Consider the following 14,127-nt stretch of genomic DNA (forward strand, 5'->3'; position numbering starts at 1 on the left):
TTATGAAAGTTGTTAATTTACTAGTAGGTGGTCCCACTTATTTATGGCCTAATAATTTAAAAGTAGGGAACATTAAAGAAAACTGGATTGGCGTAGACCGTGGGAGCTTTAGATTAATTGAAATGGGAATTAATCCAATTGTGTCTATTGGTGATTATGATTCAATGAATGATGCAGAGTTATCAATTGTTAAGAAAAATGTTAAGGATTTAAGAACCTTTAATCCAATCAAAGATGATACAGATACCCAATTAGCTCTGAAAATAGCTAATGAAGAGTTAAATGCTGATATAATTAACATATATGGAGCAACTGGTGGAAGACTAGATCATTTTTTATCTAACTTTTTAATGATTACTGAACCAAGATATAAAAATATTGTTGAAAAAATTAGAATTATAGATAATCAAAATACTATTTCTTATTTTTTACCGGGTAATCATACAATAAAAAAAGAATTAGACAAAAAATATTTAGCTTATTTACCATTAAATGAAATGAATCTAACTTTAAATGATGTTAAGTATACTTTGGATAATTATCATGTTTCTAGACCTATATCTTTTGCTAGTAATGAATTCATTGAATCAAGCGCAACTTTCTCTTTTGATAAGGGTATTTTAAGCGTTATTCAAAGTAAAGATTTATAAAATATAAAAAACGATGTCTATAATAAATAGACATCGTTTTTTTATATTAAAAAAGCTTGGCCAATGAGCCAAGCTGAATATAATTAGGCACGAGTAACTTTACCTGATTTTAATGTACGGGTACTAACCCAAACCTTTTTAGGTTTGCCATCTACAAGAATATTAACCTTTTGTAGGTTTGGCTTCCAGCTACGACGTGAAGAATTCAAAGCATGGGAACGTTTGTTACCATAATGAGTTCTTTTACCATTAATAAAATCTTTAGCCATTGGTAAATTCCTCCTTTTAATGATTTCTCAAAAGCGTTGCTTTTATTACATCTCACTCTAATAATTTAGCATATTAATCGCGTATTTGCAATGTTTTTCTTTCAAGGAATTATACTTGACAGTTTAAACCCTTTTATAATAACAACCCTTTAGCTTTTTTTAAACTTGTGGTAATATTATATATCGAATATATTAGAAAATTTATCTTCTAAGGAGGCTATGGTTATGGCCGTAAAAATTAAAACAAAACATGGATTAATTGATATTGATAATAATGTCATTGCTACTGTTGTTGGTGGAGCTGCTACTGATAACTTCGGAGTTGTTGGAATGGCTAGCAAAAATCAAATTAGAGATAATGTTAATGATATTTTAAAAAAAGATAATTATGCAAGAGGTGTTGTTGTTCGTCAAGATGATAATGGTATCTCTGTTGATGTAAATATAATTGTAAGTTTTGGAACAAAAATTTCAGAAGTTTGTAAAAATGTTCAGTCAAAAGTTAAGTACAATTTAGAAACTATGCTTGGCATTTCTGCCAATGCAGTCAATGTTATTGTTCAAGGGGTTCGAGTCTTAGACTAATAATTAATTGATTATGATTAATCGGAGGAGGTTTATTGTAGTTGTCTGTTTCAAATATAACAAGTGAAAAATTTAATCAGATGGTACAAGCAGCATCTATAACTTTAAATAATAATGCTAAATTTATTAATTCCTTAAATGTATTTCCGGTACCTGATGGTGATACTGGGACAAATATGAGTATGTCTTTTGCTAGTGGTGCCAAATATGTTAATCAAGATAATAGTGAATCTGTTGGTGATTTATCAAAGTCATTAGCTAAAGGATTATTAATGGGTGCTAGGGGTAACTCTGGAGTTATTCTTTCACAAATTTTTAGGGGATTTTCTAAATCTGTTGAAAATAAGAAAGAATTAAATGCTGATGATATTGTTAGTGCATTTATTAATAGTGCTAAAATTGCTTATGGCTCTGTAATGAAACCTACTGAAGGAACAATTTTGACTGTTATTAAAGGCGTTGCTCAAGCTGGAAAAGATTCTAATAAAAAAGATTTAGCAGAATTATTCGATGATTTAACTAATGGAGCCGATGTTGCTTTAAAATCAACTCCTGATTTATTAGATGTCTTAAAGCAGGTAGGCGTAGTTGATTCTGGTGGTCAAGGATTATTTTTTGTAATTAAAGCTTTTAGTGATGTATTGAATAACAGAAAAATAGAGGAAAGTCACCAACCTAATTCTGCTGAAATGAGTCAAATGATATATGCTAATCATGAACAAAGCGATGAAAGTGCACAGGGTAAGTTGAACCCTGAAGATATTAAGTATGGTTATTGTACACAAATAATGGTTAGAATTGGACGTGGGAAACAAGTTAAATATAATTTTGATTATGATAAATTTTATGAATATTTAGCTAAATTAGGTGATTCTTTATTAGTTATTAATGATGATGAAATTGTTAAGGTTCATGTTCATACAGAACATCCCGGTAAGGTGCTTGCTTGGGGGCAATTATTTGGAGATTTAGCTAATGTTAAAGTTGATAATATGCGTCTACAACAAGAAGATATTATTGAAAAAGATGAGAAAAAATCTGAAGATAATACACCTAAAGACACAGCAATTATTTCAATTGTTTCTGGAAATGGATTAGGAGAGCTATTCCGTAGCTTAGGTGTTACTAATATTATTAAGGGTGGACAGACAATGAATCCTAGTACTAAGGATATTGTTGATGCTATTAATAATAGTAACGCTAAAAAAGCTATTATATTGCCTAACAATGGGAATATATTTATGGCAGCTGAACAAGCAACCGAGGTGGCAGATATACCAACTAAAATTGTGCATACTAAGACTCTACAACAAGGCCTTACTTCTGTTTTGTCATTTAACCCCAATGCTTCATTAGATGAAAATATTGATGCAATGGAAGATATGCTAGATACAGTTAAAAGTGGAGAAGTTACTTATGCTGTTAGAGATACTAATATAAATGGTGTTGATATTAAAAAAGGTCATTTTATGGGGATTGTTGACGGTGATATTAAAATCACCGGGAAACATTCTGTTGATACTGCCGTCCAAATGGTTCAAAAAATGTTAGATGAAGATAGTGAAGTTATTACCATTATTTATGGTAATGATTCTAATGAAAAAGAAGCCAACAAAGTAAAGTCTGAGTTAGAAAAAATCGATTCTGATCTTGAAATTGAAGTTCATGAAGGAGATCAACCGGTTTATCCATTCTTAGTTTCAGTAGAATAAATCAATCGGAGTTTACTCCGGTTTTTTTATTTATTAATTTCTTGACTTGGAGTTGATTTTTTGAAAAGTTTAAAAGATAATGTTTCAGTGCTTAAGGGTGTTGGCCCTAAAAAACAAGCATCGTTATCGGAACTTAATATTAATAGTGTTTTTGATTTATTATCATACTATCCATTTAGATATGATGATTTTGAGGTTAAAAACATTAATAATATCGTTGATCAAGAAAAAGTAACTTTAAAAGGAACGATTGCATCTGAGCCAACAATTGTTCATTATGGTCGTAGAAGAAATATATTAAACATTAGATTTTTAATTGATAATGATATAGTAAAAATAACTTTTTTTAATCAGCCGTGGCTAAAAAAACAGCTATCTGTTGGTAGAGAAGTTTTAATATATGGTAGATTTGATAAAAATCGTTCATCGATGGCGGGGATTAAAATTTTGCAGTCCAATGATAGTAATCAAATGAGTTCTATTTACCCCACTAATAAGCATGTAAGGCAGAGTACAATTAAAGAAGTAGTGAAATTAGCATATGATGAATATAAAAATTATATTGTGGATATTATCCCCGATTCAATAAGATTGAAATATAGATTAGAAGATTTTAAAACAGTCATTCATGATATGCATTTTCCTAAAACAAAAAAAGAAGCTATTTTAGCTCGTCGAACTGCTAAATTTAATGAATTCTTTTTATTTCAGATGCGTTTACAAAACTTAAAGTCTATTAGTCAAAATAAAGGGCTATCGATTAAATTTAATCAAAACAAAGTTGATGAATTTATTAAAACATTACCATTTAAACTGACTGATGCACAAAAAAGAGTTATTAATGAAATTTTTATTGATTTGAAATCCAATCGTCAAATGAATCGATTATTACAAGGAGATGTTGGTTCCGGAAAAACTATTGTTGCCGTATTAGGAATATATGCCTGTATTGATGCTGGTTATCAAGCTGCATTGATGGCACCAACTGAAATTTTGGCTGAACAACACGCTAATAAATTAGCTAAATTGTTTGAAAATACTAGTGTTAATGTGTCATTATTAACCGGTAACACTAAATTATCTGCGCGCAAAGAGTTGTTACCTAGGATAAAAGATGGAGAAGTTAATTTGATAATAGGTACGCATGCATTAATTCAAGACAATATTGAATATAATAATCTAGGATTAGCTATTATTGATGAACAACACCGTTTTGGTGTAAATCAAAGAAAAAAATTACGCCAAAAGGGCAAGGGTACTAACATATTAGCGATGACAGCTACTCCAATTCCTAGAACCTTAGCAATTACTTCTTACGGTGAAATGGATGTATCAATAATTGATAAATTACCATCAGGAAGGCAACCAGTCAAAACCTCTTGGATAAGAGAAAATCAGTTTAAATCTGTTTTGCCCTTTATCAATGATAGATTATCATCTGGAGAACAAATTTACGTTGTTACTCCTTTGGTAGAAGAATCAGAAGCAGTTGATATGAAAAATGCAGTTAATATTTATGAAAACTTTAAGGATATTTTTGAACCTAAATATCAAGTAGGCCTGTTACACGGACAAATGAATGATGATGAGAAAAATAATGTTATGGGTGAATTTCAAAATAATAATTTGCAAATTTTAGTTTCAACAACTGTTATCGAGGTTGGTGTTGATGTAAGTAATGCAACAATGATGATTGTATTTAATTCTGATCATTTTGGCCTTGCTCAACTACATCAACTACGAGGAAGAGTTGGTCGTGGAAATCACCAATCATATTGTCTATTAGTAGCAGATCCTAAAACTGAGGTTGGTACTAAAAGAATGAATGTAATGGTGGATAGTAATAACGGATTTATTATTTCACAAAAAGACCTTGAACTTAGAGGTCCTGGTGATGTAATGGGCAAAGCTCAATCTGGAGTTCCAGACTTTAAGGTTGGCGATCCGATTGCTGATTTAACAATGCTGAATATTGCACAACAAGAAGCTATTCAAATTGTTAGCCAAAAAGATTGGAAAAATCAATATAATGAATTATTTAATTATGTTAGTGAAAATAATAAAAAATTTTTGATTAATTAAAGGAGAAACAAGATGAAAATTGCAATTGATGCTATGGGTGGAGACTATGCACCAACAGAAGTGGTTAAGGGTGTTGAATTAGCCAGAAATGAATATCCAGATATTGAGTTTAAGCTATTTGGACAAACTGATAAAATTAAACCACTAATCGAAAGTGAAGAAAGAATAGAATTAGTTCAGTCTGATGAAGTAATTGAAATGGCTGAAGAACCAGTTAAAGCAGTAATGAAGAAGAAAAATTCTAGTTTAGATATGGCTGCACAATCAGTAAAAGATCATGAAGCTGATGCTTTCTTTTCTGCTGGTAATACTGGAGCCATTTTAGCTGCTGGCTTATTTATTATAGGTAGAATTAAAGGTATTGATAGACCGGGACTAGCTACTACTTTACCAATCGTTAATGATCCAGAACATGATAATTTTGTGATGCTAGATGTTGGTGCTAATGCTGAATCTAAATTATTTAATTTATATCAATACGCATTTATGGGTAAGTATTATGCCGAAAATGTTAGAAAAATTAAAAATCCAAGAATTGGACTATTAAATAATGGTACAGAAGCTGATAAAGGTGATAGTTTGCATAAAGCAGCTAATGAGTTATTATCTAAAGATGATAACTTGAACTTTATTGGTAATGTTGAATCTAGAGAATTGTTAAATGGTGCTGCTGATGTGGTTATTACTGATGGCTTTACTGGTAATGCTGCATTAAAGGCAATTGAAGGAACTGCTTTATCATTATTAACCCTAATTAAGGGAGACATTATGTCTGCTGGTTTAAGATCAAAATTTGGGGCATTAATGTTAAAACCTACATTTAAGAAAATTGGTAAACAAATGGATTATTCTCAATATGGTGGTGCTGTTTTAATGGGAACTAAAGCACCTGTTGTTAAAGCACATGGAAGTAGTAGAGCTAATACCATTAAAAATACAATCTTTCAAATTAAATCAATGATTGATTCTAAAACCATTGATAATGTTGTTTCATATTTTGATGAACATTCAGATAAGATGTCAGAAATTAAACAAAATGCTAAAAATAAATAAATCTGGTATAATTTAATTACTAATTTAATATAGATTTGAGGAAAGCCAAATGAACAAAGAAGAAGTATTGAATAAAATTTCCGATATGGTTGCAGATCAATTTAGTGTTGATCGTGATTCAATTAAAGGTAGTTTAAACTTTCAAAAAGATTTAGATGCCGATTCAATTGATTTTGTTGAATTTGTTTTAGATCTTGAAAACACTTTTAATACTGAAATTTCAGATGAAGATGCTGAAAAGATTCAAACCATTGACGAAGCTGTAGACTATGTAATGTCCAATTCAGACAATAAATAGATAATTTTTAAGGCGATTACTCAAGGGTAATCGCTTTTTATTGTTTTTAATAATTAGTATGGAGGAAATTTAAATGATAGCAGAATTCGATCATTTGTTGGAAAAAAAATTTGGAATTAAATTTCATGATGAATCTTTATTAGATGAAGCTTTTACTCAAGCATCATATGTAAATGAACATCCTGGCAAAAATTTAAAATTTTATGAAAGAATTGAGTTTTTAGGTGACGCTGTTTATGAGCTGGTAGTATCAGATTATATTTTTAAAAGATACCCTAAATTACCACAGGGAAGATTAACAAGACTAAGAGCAGCTATGGTTAATGAGCATAGTTTTAGTAGCTTTGCTAGAGAATGTCATTTTGATAAGTATATTCGATTAGGTAAGGGTGAAGAAAAGGCACATGCTAGACAACGAGATTCTCTATTATGTGATATTTTTGAATCATTTATTGGAGCAGTTTATTTAGATCAAGGAATGGATCCAGTAGTTAAGTTTTGTCATCAAGTAATTTTCCCTAAATTAGATGAAGGCTGGTTTGATGAATTTTTTGATCACAAAACTGAATTACAGGAGTTGGCTCAACAAAATGGACCTGTTGAAATTGAATATCATTTGTTAGATGAAAATGGTCCAGATAATGACCGTAGGTTTAAAGTTTCAGTTACTATTGATGATAAAGAAGAGGGTGTTGGAGAAGGCCATTCTAAGAAAAATGCTGAGCAAGGTGCAGCTAAAAAAGCTTTAAAACAATACTTAGAATAATCTAAGATTTAGAACGGGGAATTAAATTTGAAGTTAAAATCATTAGAAATTATTGGCTTTAAATCTTTTGCTAATAAGACAAAAATTAATTTTAATAATGGTTTAACCGAAATAGTCGGTCCAAATGGTAGCGGTAAAAGTAATATCATTGAAGCCATTAGATGGGTTTTAGGTGAGCAGTCAGCTAAGACTCTTCGTGGAACTAAAATGCCAGATATTATTTTTTCAGGTTCTAGTACACATAAAGCTGTAAATCGAGCTGAAGTAAAGTTAACACTTGATAATACAGATCAATATATTAATAGTTCTTATTCTGAAATAATAATTGCTAGAAAACTCTTTAGAAACGGTGAAAGTCAATATTCAATCAATAATCAAGAATGTAGATTGAAGGATATTAATAATTTGTTTATGGATACTGGAATGGGCCTTGGTTCCTTTTCTATTATTTCACAAGGCAATATTGAAAAAATATTTAATAGTAAGCCGGAAGAAAGGCGTTCTATTATTGAAACCGCTGCTGGAGTGTTTAAATATAAACATCAAAAACATGATGCTAACTTAAAACTTAATCAAACAAAAGAAAACTTAGATCGTGTTGAAGATATTATTTATGAGTTGAAAGATAGAAATGATTCTTTAAAAGAACAAAGTATAAATGCTAATGAATATTTAAAAAATAAACATAAATTAGAAGGCCTTGAATTACAAAGATTAGTTTTAGAATTGAAAAATTATTTGGATAAAGATAATAACAACACAATTAGTTTAGATAAAGTTAGAGCTGGAAAAAACAGTCTAAATATTTCAATAGACGAATTGTCTAATGAGATTGATATGTATAAAAAAGAACTGGAAAATAAACTAAATTTTAAAGAAAGTTTACAAGGTCAATTACTAGTTAATTCTCAAAAGTTAGAAAAAATTTCTGGAGAAAAAAATTTATCTGAACAAGATTTAAAATTTAAAAAACGAGATTTAAATGAAAAACAAAAATATTTAAATTCTCTAAAAGAAGAAAAGGCTGATTTACAGTCTAGGCAGAATAATCATAAATTAGAAATTGAAAATTTATTAAAGCATTCTCGAAAAATTGAAGATGATATAAGTCATAACAGCTTGAATGATATCAATAAAGAAATTGATGATAAAAATAAAACACAAGATGATTTAAAATCTGAATATTTAAACATAATGCAAAAGATATCAGATTTAAATAATAAAAAAAGATATTTAGAAAAATCAAGACAACAAAATGATGTTCAAAATATTAATCAAAAGCGCCGCCTGAACGATGCTAAAGCTGATTTAACTGAAATTAATAAAAGAATGAAGAGTAATAATTCAAGTATCAATTTATTAAAATCTGAATATTACAATTTAAAAAGTGAATATGATAATAGTAAAAAAACATTAATTTTAATTGATAATAAACTAAAGCAAAGCAAATCTCATTGGTATCAATGTTTAGAAAAATATCAAAATTTAAAGATTCAATTTAATAGTTTAAAAAATTTACAGAGTAATCACTCTAATTTTTATCGTGGATCTCAAAGTGTACTTAATGCAAAAAGTCAATTAAATGGTATATACGGAGCAGTTTCAGATTATTTAGTTGTTGATAAAGCTAACTCTTTAGCTATTGAAACAGCATTAGGTAGTCAATTACAACAAATTATTGTTAAAAATAATACTGATGCTAAGTCTGCTGTAAATTATCTTAATAAAAATCATCTAGGCAGGGCAACGTTTTTGCCAATAGATAGTTTATCCAGAAGGTTTATTAATTCAAATAAATTAGATTTATGTAAAAAAAATCCTGGATTTATAGGTATTGGCTCTGATTTAGTATCTATTGATAATAATTTAGGTGTTATTAAAGAGCATTTATTGGGAAATGTTATCATTGCAAAGGATCTAAATTCGGCAACTGATATAAGTAATTCTATTCATCACACTAATCGTATTATTACGTTGAATGGTGAAATCATTAATGCTGGTGGCTCAATAACTGGTGGAAAAAATAAACAACATTATGATGGAATATTAGCTCAAAAAAATAAATTATCTAGTTTAAAAAATAAATTATCTGCTTCTAAAAATGATATACAAGTTATTGAAAAAAGCATTCCAAAACAAGAAAAAGAACAAAGTATCATTAAGAATAAAATAGATACATTAGATAACAAAATAAACGATTTATCTAATGAAATTAAGAATTATAAAAATGATAATTCTTTTAATGAAAAGTTATTAGTGCAAAAGAATAGAGATATTCAATCTATAGAGTTGTTGATGTCTAATAATGAAAACGATGATTATGAAAGTCAAAAATTGAATAGTAAGAATATAAAATCTGATTTAGATAAAAAATTGTTAATTAATCAAAGATCATCTAATGATATTAAAGAAAGAATTAACACCTTATCTTCTTTAAAAAATGATTTAAATAATAAAATTAATAATGACAAAGCAAAATTGGCTGTTTATAAAGAAAAAATTAATAATTTTCGTGATAAGCAAGCTGATAATATTGAAAAATTAGATCAAATTACTGATAATATTAATAAAACAAAAGATTTAATAATCAACTTGCAAGATGAAATTAATATTGGCATGAGTGAAAAAGATAATTCACATGAAATAAGAAATTTAAAGTTATTAATTTCCTCAAATAAAGAAGATTTATCTCAGTGTAATAATGACATCGATAATATTCAGTCAAAAATTAATATTAATGATCAAAAATTGGATAGTAATAGGAAATCTTACATTGATATAAATAGTCGATATAATAAATTATCTAATAGTCATTTACAATTGAATGAACATATTAATAAACTAAGAAATCAACTGATAGATAAATATAAGATGAATTCCAATAAAATTAAGCAATTACAAATATTGAAATCTTATCAACAAATTATAAATGACATCAAAGTCATTAATAAAAAAATCAGTAAATTAGGAAACGTTAATATATCTTCAATCGAAGAATACAAAGAAGTATCTGAACGCTATAAATTTTTGGTTAATCAATCAGATGATCTGAAGAATTCGAGCAAGCAGTTAACAGAAACTATGCATAAAATAGATGATACTGTTAAACTTAAATTTAAAGATACTTTTGATAAAGTTGCTGATCAATTTAGTATTGTTTATACTGAAATATTCGGTGGTGGAAAAGCAAAATTAATATTGACCGATCCAAAAGATTTGCTAACTACTGGAATTGAAATCATGGCGCAACCACCTGGTAAAAAGTATCGACATATGTCTCTACTTTCAGGCGGTGAGAAAGCTTTAACTGCTATTTCTTTATTATTTGCTGTTTTAAAGGTAAAGCCAGTTCCATTCTGTATTTTAGATGAGGCTGAATCAGCTCTTGATGCAGAGAACGTTGATAGATATGCTAATTATATGAGCAAATTAGATTTAATTACTCAGTTTATAGTTATTACTCATCGTAAAGAAACTATGATGTATGCAGATACATTATATGGTGTTACAATGCAAAATTCAGGTGTTTCAGAAATTGTATCAGCTAATTTAAATAAATTTAGTTCAATGGAGGATTAAAGTTATGGGTTTATTTGATATATTTAAGCGCAGATCTAAAAAAGATAAAGAAAAAAGAGAACAACAAGAACAAAATGAAGAGCAAACAAATGAGTTACAAACATCTTCTTCAGAAAATGATAGTCAAGAATCAAATAATGATAATGAGTCTAAATATGATGTAAGAACTAATGAATATCAATCAAAACATAATGAAGAAAAAGATTCAGATATAAATAATGATTTAGATAATATCGACAAAGCAAGCTCTGAAGGGGTTGACAATTTAGCCTCTAAAAATCATTCTGAAGAACAAGAACAAGAACAAGAACAAGAGTCTGATAAATTTGAAGAAGGACTATCAAAATCTAGATCTACCTTTGGTGAAAAATTAAATCGTTTATTTGCTAATTTTAGATCAGTTGATGAAGATTTCTTTGATGATTTAGAAGATACTTTAATTGAATCTGATGTTGGTTTTGATATGGCGGTTAACTTAACAGATCAATTAAGGGATGAAGTTAAACTACAAAATGCCAAAAATAGATCAGATGTTCAAAATGTTATTATTCAAAAAATGATTGATATTTATGACCAAGCTGGTAATAATGAGTCAACTGAAATTAATATGGCTGAAAATGGTCCTACTGTAATTCTATTTGTTGGTGTTAATGGTGTTGGAAAGACTACTACTATTGGAAAAATGGCAGATAAATATAAGAAGGATGGTAAAAAAGTCCTTCTAGCTGCAGCCGATACTTTTAGAGCAGGTGCAATTGAACAATTAGATGAATGGGCAAAAAGAGATCAAGTTGATATTGTTAAAAAGCCTGAAAAAAGTGACCCATCAGCGGTTGTTTATGAAGCTGTTCATAAAGCAAAAGAAGAAGATTACGATGTTTTATTTGTTGATACAGCAGGGCGTTTACAAAATAAAGTCAACTTAATGAATGAATTGTCTAAGATGAAGAAAGTATTGACTAGAGAAATTCCCGAAGCTCCACATGAAGTCTTACTAGTATTAGATGCAACTACTGGACAAAATGCTTTAAACCAAGCTAAATTATTTAAAGAAACAACAGATGTTACAGGAATTATTCTAACTAAGCTAGATGGAACTGCTAAAGGTGGGATTGTTTTAGCTATTAGAAATGAATTACATTTACCTGTTAAATATGTGGGATTAGGTGAAAAAGTAAGTGACTTAAGTAAATTTGACGCAAATGATTATGTATATGGATTATTTAAGGGCTTAATAAAATAATTAATTTAGGAGGTATTTCGATTGGAAATTGAAAAGAATTACCGAATAAATTCTTTATTTGAATTTTATCGTCCTTTACTTACTGATAAGCAAACTAATTATGTACAGTTATATTATGCTGATGATTATTCTTTAGGAGAAATATCTGAAGAATTTAATGTAAGTCGACAGGCAGTGTATGATAACATTAAAAGGACAGAAGTAATTTTAGAAAATTATGAACAGCAATTGCATTTGTATAAAGACTTTATGACTAGAAATGACGAAGCTGATGCAATTAAAAATTATGTGATGGCTAATTATCCTAAAGATACTAAGCTAAAACAATTAGTTGATAGATTAGAACATACAGAAGAAAAGTAAAATTGAGAGTGGTGGAATTAAATGGCATTTGAAGGATTAACCGAAAGATTGCAAAAAGCAATGCGTAATCTGCGTGGTAAAGGTAAAGTTTCAGAATCTGATTTAAGAAAAACAATGCGAGAAATTCGTCTTGCTTTATTGGAAGCCGATGTTAATTTCTCGGTTGTTAGAAAGTTTGTAAAAACTGTTCAAGAACGTGCTAAAGGTTCTGATGTTCTTGAAGGATTGAACCCTGCTCAACAGATTGTAAAAATTGTTGATGAGGAACTAACCAAGACAATGGGAGAAGAAGCAACTCCATTAAATAAATCCGAAAAAATACCAACAGTTATTATGATGGCTGGTTTACAAGGTGCTGGTAAAACTACTACTGCTGGTAAACTATCTTTAAAATTAAAAAATGAAAAAGATGCTCGTCCACTATTAATTGCTGCTGATATTTATCGTCCAGCTGCAATTGATCAGTTGGAACAAGTTGGTAAAGAAATTGATGTGCCTGTATTTCAAAAGGGAACGGATGTCGATCCTGTTGAGATAGTAAAACAAGGTATGCAAGTAGCTAAAGAAAATCATAATGATTATGTTTTAATTGATACTGCCGGTCGTTTGCAAATTGATGAAAAATTAATGGATGAGTTAAAAAACATTAAAGAATTAACTCACCCTGATGAGATTTTATTAGTTGTTGATGCCATGACTGGACAAAATGCTGTTAATACTGCGGAAGGATTTAATGATGCTTTAGATATTACCGGGGTTGTATTGACTAAATTAGATGGTGATACTCGTGGTGGTGCTGCTCTATCTATTAGAGAAGTTACCCAAAAGCCTATTAAGTTCATTGGTCAAGGTGAAAAGATGGATGCATTAGATGTATTCCATCCTGATCGAATGGCATCTCGTATTCTTGGAATGGGAGATATTCTTTCACTAATTGAAAAGACACAAAAGGATTATGATGAAAAGGAAGCTCAAAAGCTTACTGAAAAAATGCAAAATAATACTTTTGGTTTTGAAGATTTCTTAGATCAATTGAATCAAATTCAAAAGATGGGTCCATTAGAGGATATTATGAAGATGATTCCAGGAATGGCTAATAATCCAGCTTTGAAAAATATTAATATGGACCCTAAAGATTTAGAACATATTAAGGCGATTATTTATTCTATGACTAGAGAAGAAAAAGATAACCCTGATTTATTAAATCCTTCTAGAAGACGCCGTATTTCAAGAGGTTGTGGTCGTCCAATCCAGGAAGTTAATCGAATGATTAAGCAATTTAATCAAATGAAAACAATGATGAATAAAATGTCTAATGGTAACATGTCCGGCATGGAAAAAATGCTTGGTAATATGGGCGGAAATGGTGCTTCTGGTATGCCTAATATGCCTGGCATGGGTGGTTCCGGATTATCGGGTAAACTATCACAAATGGCAATGAAACGTATGAGTAGAAAAATGAGTAAAAAAATTAATAAAAATAGAAAACGTCGTAATAAAAAACGTCATTAAAAAATAGGCATAGTT

The 14,127-nt window shown here is 29.3% G+C and carries 12 protein-coding genes; 11 read left to right on the top strand and 1 reads right to left on the bottom strand.

Translation table 11 applies throughout. From position 1 onward, the window contains the following. Positions 1-2: 2 nt before the first annotated feature. Positions 3-650 carry a thiamine diphosphokinase gene (locus tag C7N44_RS00595; protein ID WP_105955984.1) on the top strand — a complete coding sequence of 216 codons (648 nt, stop codon included), beginning with the start codon at positions 3-5 and terminating at the stop codon, positions 648-650. An 83-nt stretch (positions 651-733) separates the two neighbouring features. On the opposite strand, the gene rpmB is transcribed toward C7N44_RS00595, so the two are convergent. Continuing rightward, positions 734-919: a 50S ribosomal protein L28 gene (gene rpmB / locus C7N44_RS00600; protein WP_105955985.1), complete on the bottom strand. Its 186-nt coding sequence runs from the start codon at positions 917-919 to the stop codon at positions 734-736. A 225-nt stretch (positions 920-1,144) separates the two neighbouring features. Here rpmB and C7N44_RS00605 point away from each other — a divergent pair, with 225 nt between their 5' ends. The 10 genes from C7N44_RS00605 (at position 1,145) to ffh (ending at position 14,112) form a co-directional block, all read left to right on the top strand. Next, entirely contained in the window at positions 1,145-1,504 is a 360-nt protein-coding gene (locus tag C7N44_RS00605; RefSeq protein ID WP_105955986.1) for an Asp23/Gls24 family envelope stress response protein, read from the top strand. 41 nt (positions 1,505-1,545) lie between these two features. Continuing rightward, the gene (locus C7N44_RS00610; RefSeq protein ID WP_105955987.1) at positions 1,546-3,216 is read left to right on the top strand and encodes a DAK2 domain-containing protein; all 1,671 of its coding nucleotides are present in this window, start codon (positions 1,546-1,548) and stop codon (positions 3,214-3,216) included. A gap of 60 nt (positions 3,217-3,276) precedes the next feature. Next, positions 3,277-5,298, top strand: a complete 2,022-nt coding sequence (gene recG / locus C7N44_RS00615) for an ATP-dependent DNA helicase RecG (protein ID WP_105955988.1) — start codon at positions 3,277-3,279, stop codon at positions 5,296-5,298. A gap of 12 nt (positions 5,299-5,310) precedes the next feature. Then, a complete protein-coding gene (gene plsX / locus C7N44_RS00620; RefSeq protein WP_105955989.1) occupies positions 5,311-6,351 on the top strand; it encodes a phosphate acyltransferase PlsX in 1,041 nt (346 codons plus the stop codon). Positions 6,352-6,400: 49 nt separating this feature from the next. Next, positions 6,401-6,649: an acyl carrier protein gene (gene acpP, locus C7N44_RS00625; protein WP_105955990.1), complete on the top strand. Its 249-nt coding sequence runs from the start codon at positions 6,401-6,403 to the stop codon at positions 6,647-6,649. Positions 6,650-6,722: 73 nt separating this feature from the next. Then, positions 6,723-7,415, top strand: a complete 693-nt coding sequence (gene rnc, locus C7N44_RS00630; RefSeq protein ID WP_105955991.1) for a ribonuclease III — start codon at positions 6,723-6,725, stop codon at positions 7,413-7,415. A 27-nt stretch (positions 7,416-7,442) separates the two neighbouring features. Further along, positions 7,443-10,994: a chromosome segregation protein SMC gene (gene smc / locus C7N44_RS00635; RefSeq protein ID WP_105955992.1), complete on the top strand. Its 3,552-nt coding sequence runs from the start codon at positions 7,443-7,445 to the stop codon at positions 10,992-10,994. A 4-nt stretch (positions 10,995-10,998) separates the two neighbouring features. After that, positions 10,999-12,237 (top strand): signal recognition particle-docking protein FtsY, encoded by a 1,239-nt coding sequence (gene ftsY, locus C7N44_RS00640; RefSeq protein ID WP_105955993.1) that lies wholly within the window; start codon positions 10,999-11,001, stop codon positions 12,235-12,237. Between the two features lie 21 nt (positions 12,238-12,258). Then, entirely contained in the window at positions 12,259-12,600 is a 342-nt protein-coding gene (locus C7N44_RS00645) for a putative DNA-binding protein (RefSeq protein WP_105955994.1), read from the top strand. A 21-nt stretch (positions 12,601-12,621) separates the two neighbouring features. After that, positions 12,622-14,112 carry a signal recognition particle protein gene (gene ffh, locus C7N44_RS00650; protein WP_105955995.1) on the top strand — a complete coding sequence of 497 codons (1,491 nt, stop codon included), beginning with the start codon at positions 12,622-12,624 and terminating at the stop codon, positions 14,110-14,112. The last annotated feature ends 15 nt before the right edge of the window (positions 14,113-14,127 follow it).

Origin of the sequence: Apilactobacillus quenuiae (assembly GCF_002994005.1) — a bacterium.
GTDB lineage: Bacteria > Bacillota > Bacilli > Lactobacillales > Lactobacillaceae > Apilactobacillus > Apilactobacillus quenuiae.